Origin of the sequence: Streptomyces sp. NPDC050703 (assembly GCF_040654435.1) — a bacterium.
Lineage (GTDB): Bacteria > Actinomycetota > Actinomycetes > Streptomycetales > Streptomycetaceae > Streptomyces.
Genome location: NZ_JBFAHX010000002.1, coordinates 311310 through 327311 on the forward strand (window position 1 = coordinate 311310; position 16002 = coordinate 327311).

General features: G+C 70.1%; 12 protein-coding genes. 9 read left to right on the forward strand and 3 right to left on the reverse strand.

Going from position 1 to position 16002, the window contains the following annotated elements:
• The first annotated feature begins 50 nt into the window (after window positions 1-50).
• The 8 genes from AB0I16_RS02970 to AB0I16_RS03005 all read left to right on the forward strand — a co-directional run bounded on the left by AB0I16_RS02970 (window position 51) and on the right by AB0I16_RS03005 (window position 8639).
• Complete coding sequence (locus AB0I16_RS02970; RefSeq protein WP_363247522.1) at window positions 51-980, forward strand: hypothetical protein; 930 nt, start codon at window positions 51-53, stop codon at window positions 978-980.
• Window positions 977-3148 (forward strand): hypothetical protein, encoded by a 2172-nt coding sequence (locus AB0I16_RS02975; protein ID WP_363247523.1) that lies wholly within the window; start codon window positions 977-979, stop codon window positions 3146-3148. The genes AB0I16_RS02970 and AB0I16_RS02975 overlap by 4 nt, the downstream gene beginning before the upstream one ends.
• A complete protein-coding gene (locus tag AB0I16_RS02980) occupies window positions 3145-4029 on the forward strand; it encodes a hypothetical protein (protein WP_363247524.1) in 885 nt (294 codons plus the stop codon). The genes AB0I16_RS02975 and AB0I16_RS02980 overlap by 4 nt, the downstream gene beginning before the upstream one ends.
• Window positions 4030-4253: 224 nt before the next feature.
• Window positions 4254-4496 (forward strand): S-type pyocin domain-containing protein, encoded by a 243-nt coding sequence (locus AB0I16_RS02985; protein ID WP_363247525.1) that lies wholly within the window; start codon window positions 4254-4256, stop codon window positions 4494-4496.
• On the forward strand, window positions 4486-6522 hold the full coding sequence (locus AB0I16_RS02990) for a hypothetical protein (protein ID WP_363247526.1): 2037 nt from the start codon (window positions 4486-4488) through the stop codon (window positions 6520-6522). The genes AB0I16_RS02985 and AB0I16_RS02990 overlap by 11 nt, the downstream gene beginning before the upstream one ends.
• On the forward strand, window positions 6522-7241 hold the full coding sequence (locus AB0I16_RS02995; protein ID WP_363247527.1) for a hypothetical protein: 720 nt from the start codon (window positions 6522-6524) through the stop codon (window positions 7239-7241). The genes AB0I16_RS02990 and AB0I16_RS02995 overlap by 1 nt, the downstream gene beginning before the upstream one ends.
• Entirely contained in the window at window positions 7238-7510 is a 273-nt protein-coding gene (locus AB0I16_RS03000; protein ID WP_363247528.1) for a DNA-binding protein, read from the forward strand. Before AB0I16_RS02995 ends, AB0I16_RS03000 begins: the two co-directional genes overlap by 4 nt.
• 73 nt (window positions 7511-7583) lie before the next feature.
• Window positions 7584-8639: a hypothetical protein gene (locus AB0I16_RS03005; protein ID WP_363247530.1), complete on the forward strand. Its 1056-nt coding sequence runs from the start codon at window positions 7584-7586 to the stop codon at window positions 8637-8639.
• A 100-nt stretch (window positions 8640-8739) separates the two neighbouring features.
• On the opposite strand, the gene AB0I16_RS03010 is transcribed toward AB0I16_RS03005, so the two are convergent.
• The gene (locus AB0I16_RS03010; RefSeq protein WP_363247531.1) at window positions 8740-10269 is read right to left on the reverse strand and encodes a UDP-N-acetylglucosamine 1-carboxyvinyltransferase; all 1530 of its coding nucleotides are present in this window, start codon (window positions 10267-10269) and stop codon (window positions 8740-8742) included.
• Between the two features lie 875 nt (window positions 10270-11144).
• Here AB0I16_RS03010 and acnA point away from each other — a divergent pair.
• The gene (acnA, locus tag AB0I16_RS03015; RefSeq protein ID WP_363247532.1) at window positions 11145-13859 is read left to right on the forward strand and encodes an aconitate hydratase AcnA; all 2715 of its coding nucleotides are present in this window, start codon (window positions 11145-11147) and stop codon (window positions 13857-13859) included.
• A gap of 133 nt (window positions 13860-13992) precedes the next feature.
• Here acnA and AB0I16_RS03020 read toward each other — a convergent pair whose 3' ends face one another.
• Together AB0I16_RS03020 and AB0I16_RS03025 are read right to left on the reverse strand one after the other, a co-directional pair.
• Window positions 13993-14385: a VOC family protein gene (locus AB0I16_RS03020; protein WP_363247533.1), complete on the reverse strand. Its 393-nt coding sequence runs from the start codon at window positions 14383-14385 to the stop codon at window positions 13993-13995.
• Window positions 14386-14504: 119 nt separating this feature from the next.
• The gene (locus AB0I16_RS03025) at window positions 14505-15851 is read right to left on the reverse strand and encodes an MFS transporter (RefSeq protein ID WP_363247534.1); all 1347 of its coding nucleotides are present in this window, start codon (window positions 15849-15851) and stop codon (window positions 14505-14507) included.
• Window positions 15852-16002 lie beyond the last annotated feature (151 nt).

Sequence of the window (16002 nt, forward strand, 5' to 3'; positions counted from 1 at the left end):
GAGCACTCCGTCCGGCCCAAGGAGTCGGACGGGCTTCACAGAGGAGCGACATGCGCGAGTCCCACAGCGACCTGCCTCAGCAGTTCACCGGCCCATACACGCACAGCCGTCCGCTGCCGCCCCACCGGGGCATCCTGGCCGTGGACGCCAAGGACTTCACGGGTCGACCGGCGATCGAGCACGAAGCCGTCAGCCGCGTCGTACCGGAACTTCTCCAGACTGCACTGGCCAAGGCGGAGCTGCGGGACCTCTGGTACGACCGCAAATTCCCCGCGTCGACCGGCGACGGTTACGTCTTCGGGTTCGACCCCGTACGCATGCCCTTCGTGATCCACCCACTGCTGCTCACCCTCCAGGAAGTACTGACCGACTACAACGTCCTGTCCCACGGGGTGATGCCTCTCAGGTTCCGCGTCAGCCTGCATGTCGGTCCGCTGCCCGACACCGGCGACGAGTTCGGCGGCAACGGAACGGCCCGCAACGACACGCACCGCCTGCTCGACTCACGCCCCGTCAAGGCCGTGCTCGCGGCCCACAAGGAGAACATCACACACGTCGCGGCCATCCTCTCCGACCGCTGCTACGAGGACGCGGTCGCCAGCGGGTACACCGGGCGCCACCCCGACCACTTCGTGGAGGTGGCCGCGACCGTCGAGGGCAAGCCGTTCTCCCAGCGGGCCTGGATCTACGTGCCCCAGCCGTCGTCCGGGCCTCTGCACGAAGAGCCTGCGGACGCCGCTGCCGACCCCCGGGAGCCCGCACAGGAAGTCGTCCATCCGCCCGGACACGACGAGGCGCGCAGTCCTCGTGTACGCAACAGCGCCCCTAACGGCAACATCAACACCGGCACCGTCCACGGCGGGCAGAGCGTGGGCAACTACCGCGTCGCGGGCGACCACATTGAGGGAAACAAGGCCGGCCGGGTCCGTGGCTTCCAGGGCGACCAGGTCCGCGGCGACAAGCACCAGGGGCGGCAGTGACCCCCGGGGAAGAGGCGCGGCCGGCGGAGCTTTCCGGTCCCGTATCCGCCGATCTTCCGCCCGACGATGAGCCGATCGGCGGGGAGGACGAGCACGACGTCACCGAGCTGTTCCAAGCCATTGGCGGTGACGCGAGGGCCGGGGGGTCGTTCGTGTACGCCCCGCACGGCAACATCAACGCCGGCTCGGTCCACGGTGGTCAACGCGTGCACAACCAATCCGAGCGCGACGGGCGCCGGCAGCGTGAAGGCAGGGTGCGCGAGGGGCCTGTCCCGGAGGCCGAAGTTCAGGCCGCCGCCTTCGGGTTCGCGCCACCGGAGTGGTTCGACGCCGCCCTCGGCACGTTGGATCAAGGGCTGCTCTTCCTGGCCGGGCGGCCGGGATCAGGTCGCCGCACCGCGGCGCTCAACCTGCTGCGGGCGAGCTGTGGGGAAGGAGCCCCGCTGAGGGCCCTGGACAGCGTCACCGAACTGGACCGGTGGCAGCCCACCGACACGTCGGCGCGCGGCTATCTGATGGACGGCCTCTTCCCGTCCCGGCCGCTGGGCCCCGGCGTCCTGGGGCACGTGCGCTCGCTGCTGGAGAAGGCCAAGGCGCGCATGGTGATCGTGCTGCCCGATGACGCGTCCCTGTTGCACCGCCTCGAACAGGACCTGCACGTCAATCCCACCGTGTGCGTACCGCCGCCGCCCGTACTCGTCTTCGGCGAGTACTTCGAAGCGGTGGTGCCGGAGCAGCGAGAAAGGGAGCGTCTGCTGTCGGCGCTGAACCGGACCCATGAGCTGGGTGACCTGTTGGTCCCGGAGCTGGTCCCGGCGGAAGTGGTGGAGTTGGTGACGGCCGTCGTGGCGGCTGACGGCGACCCCGAGACGCTCAGCGATCTGCATGCGCGCCTGAGTCACCGCGTCGAGCGGGAGGTCCCTGATCTCCTCAAGGGAGCGAGCGGCGATCCGGACACGCTGGCCTTTCTGCTCGCCGCCTGCGTCTACGAGGGCTTGGACCACCGACTCGTCAGAGAGGAAGCCGACCGGCTGCTGAAGTTGTCCGAAGGGCGTCTGACCGCAGTGCTGTCGGGGGCGGACACCCAGGGGGGCGAAAGGGCGGAGCGGCCCAACCCGGGCTTCGTCTTCCGGCGCTCCCTGACGGAGTTGCTGCACGCCGTCCACGCTGTCCGGAAGGAACGGGAGATCCGTACCGGGGGAGCCTATGCGCACAGCGTGGAAGCGGTCGTGTTCGTCAGGCACCGGCAGGCCGAGGCGGTGCTCAGACACGTGTGGTGTGAGTACGGACAACTGTCGGAACTCCTGGTCGAGTGGCTCAGGGACGTGGACCGTTCCAGCGATCTCACGCGCCCCGTAGGAGAGTTCATGGGCAAGGCGGCGAGGTGGGGAGGCGGACGGCGCGCCCTTCGGCACATCCAGGCCCTTGCCGAGTCACGGCGTACGACCAGCCGGCTCATCGCGGCGACCGCGCTCGGCATCGCGGCCGAGGACCCCGTACTGGTCGCGGAGGTGCGCTACCGCCTCCAGCAGTGGAGTGGGGCCGTGAGTCCGCGTCTGAGGACGACGGTGGCCTACGCCTGCGGGGCGGAGTTCGGGCTCGCCCGCCCGGACCTGGCGCTGCGGCTCCTCCACGCTCTCCTCGTCGGTGTGCGGAGCCGTCACGGCGAGGAGGCACGGGGGGACGACGACAAGATCCTGCTCGCCGTGCGGGTGGCGGTCCTGAGCCTGTTTCAGGCGGGCAACGAGGCGAAGGTATTCGGCCGCCTCCTCGACTGGCTGGGCGCGGAGCAATGCGATACGGAGCAGGTGCTCTCACTGCTCGGGCAGTTGTTGCAGACCCCGCGGTGGTTCCTGCGAGAACTCGCCGCTAATTACCCGCAATCGGGACTGGTGGTCGACGTGATCCGCCGCGCGCTCAACACGGAAAGCTCATTCGACGCGACCTGTACCGCATTGCTGCGCTGGGCGGAGTGGGGGAGCTGGGACGAAACACCGTTCCGGGCGGTGGAAAACCTGTTCGCCGCCTTGGCCCGCTTCATGTGTTTCGGCGAGTTCCGGTTGTTCGTGGAAATGGAAGAGAAAGGCGCGAAAGGCTGGGCCGGGCTGGAAACGGCACGGGCCTCGCTCGACAGGTGGCGCGCCGGTGAGCGGCGGGAGACAGCATGAGTGACGAGGCGACCGAACGGCTCTACCATCGGACCGCCAAGCCGCCCTGGCGGGAAATCCTGCGGCACCGCTGGTCCGCGACGAGTGACTGGTCACTGGTGCTCAGGGACGCCGCCGGGAACTACTCCTTCCTCGGCCGTCGCGGAGACCCGGACGCCACCGACGCCCACGTGCCCGTGCCGGACGAAGGCGCGGCGCCAGGCCTTGGCGGAGGCTACACCGACGCCTTCCGGGTGGACACGACCGAGCACGTGGACACGCGCGCGGTCGGCCTTCCCACGGTGTACGGCACGGAATCAGTGGACCTTTGGGTCTCGTGGTGGGTCCACGACCCCGTACGCGTCGTACACACCCGAACCCTGTACGGCTGGCACGCGGTGCGCACCCATCTCACAGGAGTCCTGCACCACTTGGCCGAGGCGCAGGCGGCGGCCGGCGGCGGGCTGGGGGCCCCGGAGATCATGCAGCACCTCGGCATGCCGCAGCGGCTGGAGGAAACGGGCCTGAGCTACCGGGTGTTCGACGTCCGGCTCCGGGAATCGGGCGAGGAACTGCGCCTCGGCCACGAGGAAGGGGAGGCGGTCCGCTACTCCTGGACGACCAGCCGTCGCGGCGAGTACGAGTTCTGTCTGCAGGCCCTCCATGCCGGGCCGGTGTCACTGGCGGCGCTCTGGCTGCTTCGGCATCCCGACCAGGTGCGCCAAGTGCTTGATTGGGCGGTCGACCACCAGAGCCTGCTGAGCCCTCCGCGTACCGACTGGCAGGAGGAATTGGCCGGCCTGCTGGGCACACTGACCGAGCAGGAGCGGAAGGAGATTTCCTGGCTTCTGCGCGATCGGCTGTCCGCGCTCGGGCGTCCGGTTCCCGGCGGGGCCCTCTGACCTCAGCGACTATATTCAGTAATCGAAAAATTGGGCGAGTGCGTTGCTTTCGGGCTGCGCACTCGCTCTGTTTTTGCATTTCTCGACGACCTATCGCATGTGACTCAGGTCACCCATTTTATGGGCCTCGGGCACAAAGCCACCCAAAGAAATGCGGGACTCTCGGTGCGTCCAGAGAGCGGGCGCCTGATCGACCCCGGGCGTTCCGAGCACGGAAGGGTGACATGCGAGCAGAAGAGAATGGTACGGACAAGGTCGTCGCGTTCCCTCGACCGCGGGAGACCGCCGAGACAGCGGTCGCCGACCGCGCGGTGCCGGACACCGGCCGTGCCGCGGAGGCTTCCTCCCCACTCGTCCTGAACGCCGAACGCGGGATCATCAACACCGGCATCGTCCACGGCGGCCAGCACGTCACCGCCATTGAGTTCTCCGGGCACGCCGACGGTGGAGACCGCGGTGACTTCTGAAACCCCTCGGATCGGAGACCTCGACGCTCTCGTAGCGACCCTGAACGACCGGAAGATGGTGGTCGTCGCCCCACACGGCACCGTCAACACCGGCCTGGTCACAGGGGACCAACGGCAGTTCGTGTCCACCTCGGCGGAAGGCGGCACGGCCACAGCGTCGATGCGGCAAGGCCCCGTGAGGGCCAAGTACCTCAAGACGGTGAGACGGCGCTTCGTGCCGCCGCCCGGCTTCCCGGACGCGCTCGCCGCGCTCGAATCGGGTATCGCGGTGATTCTCGGAGAGCCGGGAACGGGGCGTGAGACCCACGCCCTCAACTTGCTGGCTCACAACGAGGAGGAACCCGTAGTTGTCCAGGTGGACGGTGACATCAACCTCTCCCGGTGGGGGCCGCGCGCCCAAGGCGTGCACGGATACCTGGTGATGGAGCCCCTGGACCCGTTCGCGCTCCGAGCCTGGGACCTGTCCCGCCTGGAAACACGCCTGGCCGAGGCGGGTGCGCGTCTCATCATCGTGCTGGCGGACGCCCCTGGTCTGGCCGGCACTTTGGAGGACCACCTGGGCATCCCGGTCATACGCCACCACACCCCGGACCCACGGAAGGTCTTCACCGCCCACCTCGCGGACGACTGCCGCAAAGAGGCGTGCGAGCAGTGGCTGCGGGCCCTGGAACCGGGTCGGCTCGACGAGCTGCTGCCCGAAGGGCTCCCGCCCCGCCACGCCGCACAAGCTGCGGAAGCCGTCCTACGGCTGGGCGTCACCGGCGGTGTCTCCGGAGCTGAGGTCCTGCGCCACCTGACCCGGGTCGAGGGCGCCGAAGTCGTCGCCAGGGCCCAGAAAGACCCCGCCCTCCTAGCCCAACTGCTCTCCATCAGCGTCTACGGGGGACTGGGCCGCGATGTGGTGTCGGAGCGGGCCGGGAAACTGCTGCAACTGGCGGGGTCGGAGGCGAACCAGGGCTCCGCCGCGCAGGGTGCACACGGCCCCTCGTCCGGCGACACTCGGCGGCGGCCCCTGACCGAGACCTTGCGGCTGCTTGGTGCGCACCGCGTGCAAGGTGCCGCGGAACGGGCCACGGACACGGTGTCCTTCTACTGGCCCGCCATGAGCGGGGCCGTGTGGGAGGCCCTCTGTGGTGACGACACGGACCTCGTGCCCCTGCTGCACACCTGGCTCGCCGGTCCCGGCCATGAGACGGACCAGATCGAACGGGCCGGCCAGGCGCTCGCCGCCGTGGCCGTGGTGACAGGCGGCCGCTCCCTGGAGCTCCTGAGCGACCTGGCGTCGGCCCCCACCTCGCAGGCCTCCGAGGTGGCCGCATGGTGCCTGGGAACGGCCGTCCAGGATCCGGCAGCGGCTGGGGCGGCGGCCCATCTGCTCGAACAGTGGAGCGTCGCGACCGAGGCGCCGCTGCGCAAGGCAGTGGCGTACGCCTGCCGCTCCGACCGCGGCCAAGTCACTGACGAGCAGGCCCTGCGGTTGCTGCAACGGCTGATGGAGACACCGGCCGACGACACAGGCGACCTGTCGGTCATCACCAGCATCGTGGAAGCGCTTGTGCAGCGCTTCGAAACCGGTGACTCAGGGGCCAGGGTCACCGTCCTTTGTCGCATGCGCGACTGGACGGAGACCGACGACGTGCCCGGCCTGCTGGCAGCCCTCACCTTTCCGGCTTTGGCGGCCACGGATCCCGCGTGGTGGAGCGACCGGATCCGTGCCGACACCGAGGTGGCGGCGAGCACGGTCCGGCTGGCGGGGCACGCCCTGAACGAGGCGGTCACCTTCATGGACATGCGGGACGCCCTCCTCCTGTGGTGCTCCGAGGCCGAGGGTGTCGAGCACAGGGCTCAGGTACTGAGCGGACTCCTCGACGCCCTGGTGGATGCCCGGCAGCCCGGATTCCTGCGCTGGCTGCTGGCCGTCGAAAGAGGCCCGGACGAGATGCCGGGCAAGGAGCCGGCAGCCCTGGCTCTGAATGCGTGGCGAGCCAACACCCCGGCCCCGGAAACCGCTGACCAGGAGGACTGATGTCACTTCCCCCGCACCCCGGCATCTTCGCCGCAGTCGAGCGCCAGTGCGCCGACACCGATCCGACGCCCCGGTTGCTCCGCTTCGACGGTGCGACGCGGGACGGTGTGCCCCTGTCCCTGGTCCGAGCCCGTCAACTGCTGTACGACCCTTCCGCGTGCGCCGCGGCACGTGCGGCCCTGTGGCACCAGATCGCGGAGCGCGTCCAGGGGGCGGCCGAGTGGCCGACCGCGGTGGTGTGGCTGGGGCTCCCGGGCCTCCGCAAGACCGCTTTCAAAATCACCTGGCGTCTCCGCGCCGACAGGGGAGACGTCGAGGCCGAGCTCGTGACCTGCTATCTCGAAGCGCTGGCGGAACTCGGGGCGCACGATCCTGAGCCGGGCGCGACGGTACTGCGTTCCGCCTGCTCGCGTGCGTGGGACGTATGGCGCAGGACGCGCCCGGAGGCGGCCGTGGGTGACGTGGAGACCGTTGGCGGCGTCCCCTTCGACATGAACGCGGACGGACCCTGGCAGGCCGACTACGACCCGGTCCCGAGCCGCCCGGGGCTCTCGGCCACGGTCCGGATCACGGTTCCCGCCCAGCGCGTCGAAGGGGTGCGGCTCGGTGCGCTGGCCCGTTCCTGGGGCCTGGGCGGCACGGCGGCGAGTGTCGGATATTCGGGCCGGGGCCGCCAGGTCGCCAAGATCTCCCTACGGCGCGTGGGGAGGAGCGGATGACCGGCCGCGTCGAGACCCCCCTCACCTTTCGCGAGATCTTCGACCTTCCGGTCAGCGTCGACCTGCGCACGGCGGCCAGGGCATTCGGAATGTGCATGGACACCGCCTACCGACTGGTGGCTCAGGACACCTTCCCGTGCTCCACGGTCCGCGTCGGCCGGCGCCACCGAGTGCTCACCGTGGAGCTCCTGAACGCCCTCGGCATCGAAGAACGTCCCATCTTCGCCGACGAGGTCGCCGACGGAGTCGCGCTCACTCTCTTCGACTGACGTCAACCCTCGCCCTGCCGGCCGCACGTCCGCTGTCAGGGCCTCCCCGCACCACCCGTGAAGGAGTCTTGCCATGCCCACCTGCTTCGCCGTCTGCGGGACGACGACCGCCCGACTTCCGGTTCAGGGCCTTACGGAGGAGCGGCACCGGTCCACCATTCTCTACGAGGACGTCGTGCGGCCCGCGTGTGAACGACTCGGCCTCGACTTGCTGCGTGCCGACAGGCTCACGGAGGCCGGCCTGCCCATGGACCAGATGCTGCGCATGCTCACCGAAGCGGACGTCGTCGTCGCGGACCTCGACGGATCCGGCGCGGAGCTGTCCTTCGGGCTCGGAGTGCGACACGCCCTCGGCCGGTGCACCGTCCACGTCACCGGGGGGATCGGCGATCTCCCGAACCTGGGAACGGTGACGTCCCGCATTCCGTTCCCCTCTCCCGCTGCTGACACCACCGTCGCCCGGCAGCAGTTGACGAGCGTGCTGGCGGAGGCCCTGGGCAGGAGCGGTGCCCCGTCGCTGCCCGAGGGCCCGGTTCGCGGGGCCGACGCGGGGGGCGTCACCGGGGACGAAGAGGACGTCCCCGGCCTGTTCGACTTGGTCGTCGAAGCCGAAGCCCAACTGGAGGCCCTCACCGGGGACATGGCCGACGTGGAGTCCGCCATGACGGACCTCGGGGAAATGATGCAGCTGATCGCGGAGGACATGGCCCGCGTCAGTCATCCCGGAGCCTCGATGAGCATGAAGGCGGCAGTGGTGAATCGCCTGGCCAAGGCCATCGAGGGACCGGCCGAGGACTTGGAGGCGGCGGCAGAGCGCTTCGCGGAGCGCATGGGAGCCAGCTTCGGCGCATTCCGGGCGTTCCTGGAATGGGCGGGCGGTACGCCGCGCTCCGAATGGCCGGAGGGCGCGGAGGGCGTGCTGGAGCAGTTCGCCTCGGCCCCTTGGGAGGTGCAGGCCGCGGCGGGCTCCTTCCAAGAGGTGATGGCACTAATCGACATGTTCGGTGCCTCCAGCCGCCAACTGCGCCGCCCCGCCCGGCGGATCACCACGTCCCTCCAGGCCCTCCTCCGGAGCATCTCCGTGCTGGAGGAACTGCAGGTGCTGGCGGTGGCGCTGAAGGAGTCCTGAGACGAACCCCGGCGAATCGGAGAGATGACTCGGCCGCCGCCGGCCCGCGTCGTCGCGGGTTCGACGGCGGCAGGCGCGACGGGCACGGGGCACAGGCGCGTCAGATATCCCGGAACGTCTCGATCTGCGCCCCCACCGAGTTCAACCGCTCCGCCAGATCCTCGTAACCCCGGTTGATGACGTACACGTTGCGCAGCACCGACGTGCCCTCCGCGGCCATCATCGCCAGGAGGACGACCACGGCCGGGCGCAGGGCCGGGGGGCACATCATCTCTGCGGCTCGCCAGCGTGTGGGGCCCTCGACCAGGACCCGGTGGGGGTCCAGGAGCTGGAGGTGGCCGCCGAGGCGGTTGAGGTCGGTGAGGTAGATCGCGCGGTTGTCGTAGACCCAGTCGTGGATCAGCGTCTTGCCCTGCGCCGCCGCCGCGATGGCCGCGAAGAAGGGGACGTTGTCGATGTTCAGGCCCGGGAACGGCATCGGGTGGATCTTGTCGATCGGCGCCTCCAGCTTGGAGGGGCGGACCGTGAGGTCGATCAGGCGCGTACGGCCGTTGTCCGCGAAGTACTCGGGTGTGCGGTCGTGGTCGAGGCCCATCTCCTCAAGGACCGCCAGCTCGATCTCCAGGAACTCGATCGGCACCCGGCGGACCGTCAGCTTGGACTCCGTGACGACGGCCGCGGCCAGCAGGCTCATCGCCTCGACCGGGTCCTCGGAAGGGGAGTAGTCCACGTCGACGTCGATCGTCGGGACGCCGTGCACGGTCAGGGTGGTGGTGCCGATGCCCTCGACGCGCACGCCCAGCGCCTCAAGGAAGAAGCACAGGTCCTGGACCATGTAGTTCGACGAGGCGTTGCGGATCACGGTGGTGCCGTTGGCGCGGGCGGCGGCGAGCAGCGCGTTCTCCGTGACGGTGTCGCCGCGTTCGGTGAGGACGATGGGCCGGTCGGGGGCGACGTTGCGCGCGACCTCGGCGTGATACAGACCCTCGGTCGCCGCGATCTCCAGGCCGAACCGGCGCAGCGCGATCATGTGCGGCTCGACCGTGCGCGTGCCCAGGTCGCAGCCGCCCGCGTACGGGAGCTTGAAGCGGTCCATGCGGTGCAGCAGCGGGCCGAGGAACATGATGATCGAGCGGGTGCGGCGCGCGGCCTCCGCGTCGATGGCGTCCATCTCCAGCTTCGCGGGCGGCACGATCTCCAGGTCGACGCCGTCGTTGATCCAGCGGGTGCGCACCCCGATGGAGTTGAGCACCTCCAGGAGGCGGTACACCTCCTCGATGCGGGCGACGCGGCGCAGCACGGTGCGGCCCTTGTTGAGCAGGGAGGCGCAGAGCAGCGCCACGCACGCGTTCTTGCTCGTCTTGACGTCGATGGAGCCGGAGAGCCGGCGTCCGCCGACCACGCGCAGGTGCATCGGCCCGGCGTAGCCGAGCGACACGATCTCGCTGTCGAGCGCCTCGCCGATGCGGGCGATCATCTCAAGGCTGATGTTCTGGTTGCCGCGCTCGATGCGGTTCACCGCGCTCTGGCTGGTGGAGAGCGCGTCGGCGAGCTGGGTCTGCGTCCAGCCCCGGTGCTGGCGGGCGTCGCGGATGAGCTTGCCGATGCGTACGAGGTAGTCGTCTGCCATGTGCGGCAGGTTATCTCAGATATGAGATGAAGCGCGCGCTGGGGTGAGCCATTCGGGGCGAGTCGCCCGAGAGCCGTGCCCCGGTTGGCGCCGGGGCCGTGCCGGGGGTCGTGCGGCGGTCGTGCCGGGGGGTCGTGCGCCGGCCGTGCCGGGGGTCGTGCGGCGGTCGTGCTGGAGGGCGTGCGGTGCTCGTACGGCGGCGCCGTACAGAAGGCCTACCCACATCGGCCGCCGGCCGCCGCCCGCGTCACCCGGGTGGCGGCCGCGCGTCCTGCCGACGACCGCGCGTCGTGCCGCCCACTGTGCATCCACCGGACCGCCGGACGCATCCCGACGAGCTGAATATCGGCCAGGGGGGACCGAGGTCGGGGGACGAGGTCAGAGATGCCCGCTGCCGGGGATGACCGAGGCCAGAGACGTCCGCGGCCAGGGGGGACCGAGGCCAGCGGTGACCGAGGCCAGCGGTGACCGAGGCCAGCGGTGACCGAGGTCAGAGGCCACCGCGGCCAAGGAGTCGCCTCCTCGCCGCTCCCGCGGAGCTCGTCGCGCCGGCCGCGGCCAGCCCGCCTCCGCATCCCGCGCCGACGTCTGCCGGTACCTCCATGAGGGGCAGGGGCCGCGGCAAAGGATTCGGCCGCGACGGACGGCCGGGCCCGGGGCGCTTGAGAGGTCTCGCCGTCGGGGAACGGCCGGGCGTGCCTCGTCGTGCGGACGGGTCATGTACTAGAGTTATCTCGACATCGAGATATCTGCCGAGGCGCACCAGAAGCCGCCACCTGGTAAGGGTTACCTAACTAAGCCTTACCTTAGCGGATCGACGAGGAGTCGTGGCGGCAGGATGTGACGGAACGCGCAAAATAATGAAGGAGACTGTCGTGTCGGCGAACAGCTTCGACGCCCGCAGCACGCTGCGCGTGGGCGACGAGTCGTACGAGATCTTCAAGCTGGACAAGGTCGAGGGCTCCGCACGCCTTCCCTACAGCCTGAAGGTGCTGCTTGAGAACCTGCTCCGTACCGAGGACGGCGCGAACATCACCGCCGACCACATCCGCGCGCTCGGCAACTGGGACTCGCAGGCCCAGCCGTCGCAGGAGATCCAGTTCACGCCGGCCCGCGTGATCATGCAGGACTTCACCGGTGTGCCCTGCGTGGTGGACCTCGCCACCATGCGTGAGGCCGTCAAGGAGCTCGGCGGCGACCCGGCGAAGATCAACCCGCTGGCCCCGGCCGAGCTGGTCATCGACCACTCCGTCATCGCCGACAAGTTCGGCACCGCCGACGCCTTCGGCCAGAACGTGGAGCTGGAGTACGGCCGCAACAAGGAGCGCTACCAGTTCCTGCGCTGGGGCCAGACCGCCTTCGACGAGTTCAAGGTCGTCCCCCCGGGCACCGGCATCGTGCACCAGGTCAACATCGAGCACCTGGCCCGCACCGTCATGGTCCGAGGCGGCCAGGCGTACCCCGACACCCTCGTCGGCACCGACTCGCACACCACGATGGTCAACGGCCTGGGCGTCCTGGGCTGGGGCGTCGGCGGCATCGAGGCCGAGGCCGCGATGCTGGGCCAGCCGGTCTCCATGCTCATCCCGCGCGTCGTCGGCTTCAAGCTGACCGGTGAGCTGAAGCCGGGCACCACCGCCACGGACCTCGTCCTCACCATCACCGAGATGCTGCGCAAGCACGGCGTCGTCGGCAAGTTCGTCGAGTTCTACGGTGAGGGCGTCGCCGCCACCTCCCTCGCGAACCGCGCCACCATCGGCAACATGTCGCCCGAGTTCGGCTCCACCGCCGCGATCTTCCCGATCGACGACGAGACGCTGAAGTACCTGCGCCTGACCGGCCGCGACGAGCAGCAGGTCGCGCTCGTCGAGGCGTACGCCAAGGAGCAGGGCCTCTGGCTGGACCCGGCCGCCGAGCCCGACTTCTCCGAGAAGCTGGAGCTGGACCTCTCCACGGTCGTCCCGTCGATCGCCGGTCCCAAGCGCCCGCAGGACCGCATCGTCCTCGCCAACGCCGCCGAGCAGTTCAAGAGCGACGTCCGCAACTACGTCGACAGCGTGGACGAGGCGGGCAAGGAGTCCTTCCCGGCCTCCGACGCCCCGGCCACCACCAACGGCGTCCCGTCGAACCCGGTCCTCGTGACCGCCCCCGACGGCTCGACGTACGAGCTGGACCACGGCGCGGTGACGGTCGCGGCCATCACCTCCTGCACCAACACCTCGAACCCGTACGTGATGGTCGCCGCCGCGCTCGTCGCGAAGAAGGCCGTCGAGAAGGGCCTGACCCGCAAGCCGTGGGTCAAGACCACCCTCGCCCCGGGCTCCAAGGTCGTCACCGACTACTTCGACAAGGCGGGGCTCACCCCCTACCTCGACAAGGTCGGCTTCAACCTCGTCGGCTACGGCTGCACCACCTGCATCGGCAACTCGGGCCCGCTGCCCGAGGAGGTCTCGAAGGCCGTCAACGACCACGACCTGGCCGTGACGTCCGTCCTCTCCGGCAACCGGAACTTCGAGGGCCGCATCAACCCCGACGTCAAGATGAACTACCTGGCGTCCCCGCCGCTGGTCGTCGCGTACGCCCTGGCCGGCTCGATGAAGATCGACATCACCACCGAGGCCCTGGGCGTCGACCAGGACGGCAACCCGGTCCACCTCAAGGACATCTGGCCCTCCGAGGCCGAGGTCAACGACGTCGTGGCGAACGCCATCGGCGAGGACATGTTCAACAAGTCCTACCAGGACGTCTTCGCGGGCGACGCCCAGTGGCAGGCGCTCTCGATCCCGACCGGCGACACCTTCGAGTGGGACGCCGAGTCGACCTACGTCCGCAAGCCCCCGTACTTCGAGGGCATGGCGCAGGAGCCGTCCCCCGTCGAGGACATCCAGGGCGCCCGCGTCCTCGCCAAGCTCGGCGACTCGGTGACGACGGACCACATCTCGCCCGCCGGCGCGATCAAGGCCGACACCCCGGCCGGCAAGTACCTCACGGAGCACGGCGTGCAGCGCCGCGACTTCAACTCCTACGGCTCGCGCCGCGGCAACCACGAGGTGATGATCCGCGGCACGTTCGCCAACATCCGCCTGCGCAACCAGATCGCGCCGGGCACCGAGGGCGGCTTCACGCGTGACTTCACGCAGGAGGACGCGCCGGTCTCGTTCATCTACGACGCCTCGCGCAACTACATCGACCAGGGCATCCCGCTGGTCGTCCTCGCGGGCAAGGAGTACGGCTCCGGCTCGTCCCGCGACTGGGCCGCCAAGGGCACCGCCCTCCTCGGCGTCAAGGCCGTCATCGCCGAGTCGTACGAGCGCATCCACCGCTCGAACCTCATCGGCATGGGCGTCCTGCCGCTCCAGTACCCGGAGGGCATGACCGCCTCGTCCCTCGGCCTCACGGGCGAGGAGACCTTCTCCTTCTCCGGCGTGACCGAGCTGAACAACGGCTCGACCCCCCGCACGGTGAAGGTCACCACCGACACGGGTGTCGAGTTCGACGCGGTCGTCCGCATCGACACGCCCGGTGAGGCGGACTACTACCGCAACGGTGGCATCATGCAGTACGTGCTGCGCAGCCTGATCCGCAAGTAGGGCTCTCCGCACAGCGGTTGAGGGCCGCACCCGTCTCGTACGGGGTGCGGCCCTCGTCGTTTCTTCGGCCGCGGGCCGTGGGGGCTTGTCGCGCAGTTCCCCGCGCCCCTGAAAGCGCCCCTGCGGGCGCTCCCTAGGGCTGCGGCCAGCCCCCGTACGGAACCGTGATCAGTTCCATGGCGTGCCGCGACGGGTCGAGGAAATAGACCCCCTTGCCGCCGTCGTTGCGGTTGATCTCGCCCGGCTGCTTCTGGTGCGGGTCGGCCCAGTGCTCGATGCCGCGCGCCGTGATCTTCTCGTACGCGGCGTCGAACTCCGCCTCCGAGACCAGGAAGGCGTAGTGCTGCGGCGTGATGTCTTCCGCGGGGACGGTGGCGAAGTCCAGGGTGACTCCGTTGGTCAGGGCCACCGCGACGAACGGGCCCCATTCGCCCGTGATCTCCAGGCCCAGCAGGTCCGTGAAGAACTCCGCGGACTCCCGGTTGTCCCGGGCGTGGACGATCGTGTGGTTCAGCTCGACTGACAAGGAATGCCTCCAACAGGCATCTCCCGACACCTCCATGCCTCACCCAGCCGGTGACCGACACGCGATGTCGCCGGGATCTTAGGCACGGCGCCGCCGCGCTGTCGAGCCGTTTCCGGCGGCTACCTCCGCCGCCGCCCGCTCACCGCCACGCCCACCGCCGTGCCGAGCACACCGAGGGCCGCCCACCCGAACGCCGCCCGGAAGCCCGCGCCTTGGGGGTCGCCGCCGCCGAGCGCCATGCCGACGAGCACCGCGAGCCCCAGCGAGCCGCCGAGCTGGTCGACGCAGCGCTGTACGCCCGCCGCGGTGCCCGCGTCGTCCTCGGTGACCCCGGTGAGCGCCGCGTTCTGCAGCGCCACCAGGCCGATGCCCATCCCGGCCGCCACCCCCAGCATGCCGGGCACCACATCCGTCCAGAGGTCGCCGTGGGCGGGCAGCCGGGCGAGCCAGCCGAGGCCCGCCGCCGTCAGGAGCAGGCCGAGCAGGGCGGTGTTCGTGGTGCCGAGCGCGGCGATCAGCCGGGCCACCACCGCGATCGCGGCGAGGAGCGCCCCGCAGAACGGCAGATAGGCCAGGCCCGCCTGGAGCGGCGTGAGGCCGATGACGTCCTGCATGTACAGCGTGGCCAGGAAGAACGTGCCGGACAGGCCCGCGCTGAGCGGCACCGTCGCCGCGTTCGCCACGGCACGGGCGCGGTGCGTGAAGAAGGAGAGCGGGACCAGCGGGCGCGGAGTCCGTGCCTCGACGAGCACGAAGGCGGCGAGCAGGGCCGCGCCGACGAGCACCACGGCCACGGACCCGCGCAGCACGCCGTGGACCAGGGTCAGGGGCCCCGCCACCAGGAGCGCGGCGCCGGGCAGGTCGAGGCGTCCTGACGGCAGGGAGCGCGGCGCGTCGGAGCGTACGAGCAGCGGTGTCAGCGCGAGGACCGCCGCCGTGAGCGGCACGTTGACACCGAAGATCCAGCGCCAGTCGAGGAACTGGACGATCGCGCCCGACATCAGGACGCCGACCACGAGACCGCTCGCGGAGATGGCCCCCCAGACGCCGAGGGCCTTGGCCCGCTCGGCGGGCTCCGGGTAGAGGAGCGCGATCAGGGACATGGCGGCCGGCGAGGCGAGCGCTTCGCCCGCGCCCTGGACGAAGCGGGCGGCCACCAGCGTCTCCAGGTTCGGCGCGAGACCGGCGGTGAGTGAGGCGAGGGCGAACAGCGCGGCCCCGAGCAGGAACATCCGCCGCCGCCCGAGCAGATCGGTGAGCCGCCCGCCGAGCAGCAGGAGCCCGCCGCCGACGAGGGTGTATCCGGTGACGACCCAGGACAGCGCCGCCGGCCCCGCGTCGAAGCGGGCGCCGATGGCCGGCAGCGCGACGTTGACCACGGTCACGTCGACGGCGATGAGGAACTGGAGGAGGGACAGCAGCGCGAGGCTGAGGGCGCGGCGGTGGTCGCGCACGTGGGTGTTCATGGGGTTGGGCACTCCAGGTGGGCCCCTGGCCGGCGTCGTGTTCTCACGCGGCGGGGGCTGGAAGGAAGACGGACGCTTCCGTGCCACGGACCCGCGCGAGGGCGGGTGGCGGCACCTGGAGTCACTTGGTCACGGACACGTGGGGCACGAT

Coding starts and splice junctions, on each gene's coding strand:
- AB0I16_RS02970 (WP_363247522.1), top strand. CDS start 51: ATGCGCGAGTCCCACAGCGACCTGCCTCAGCAGTTCACCGGCCCATAC.
- AB0I16_RS02980 (WP_363247524.1), top strand. CDS start 3,145: ATGAGTGACGAGGCGACCGAACGGCTCTACCATCGGACCGCCAAGCCG.
- AB0I16_RS02985 (WP_363247525.1), top strand. CDS start 4,254: ATGCGAGCAGAAGAGAATGGTACGGACAAGGTCGTCGCGTTCCCTCGA.
- AB0I16_RS02995 (WP_363247527.1), top strand. CDS start 6,522: ATGTCACTTCCCCCGCACCCCGGCATCTTCGCCGCAGTCGAGCGCCAG.
- AB0I16_RS03000 (WP_363247528.1), top strand. CDS start 7,238: ATGACCGGCCGCGTCGAGACCCCCCTCACCTTTCGCGAGATCTTCGAC.
- AB0I16_RS03005 (WP_363247530.1), top strand. CDS start 7,584: ATGCCCACCTGCTTCGCCGTCTGCGGGACGACGACCGCCCGACTTCCG.
- AB0I16_RS03010 (WP_363247531.1), bottom strand. CDS start 10,269: ATGGCAGACGACTACCTCGTACGCATCGGCAAGCTCATCCGCGACGCC.
- AB0I16_RS03025 (WP_363247534.1), bottom strand. CDS start 15,851: ATGAACACCCACGTGCGCGACCACCGCCGCGCCCTCAGCCTCGCGCTG.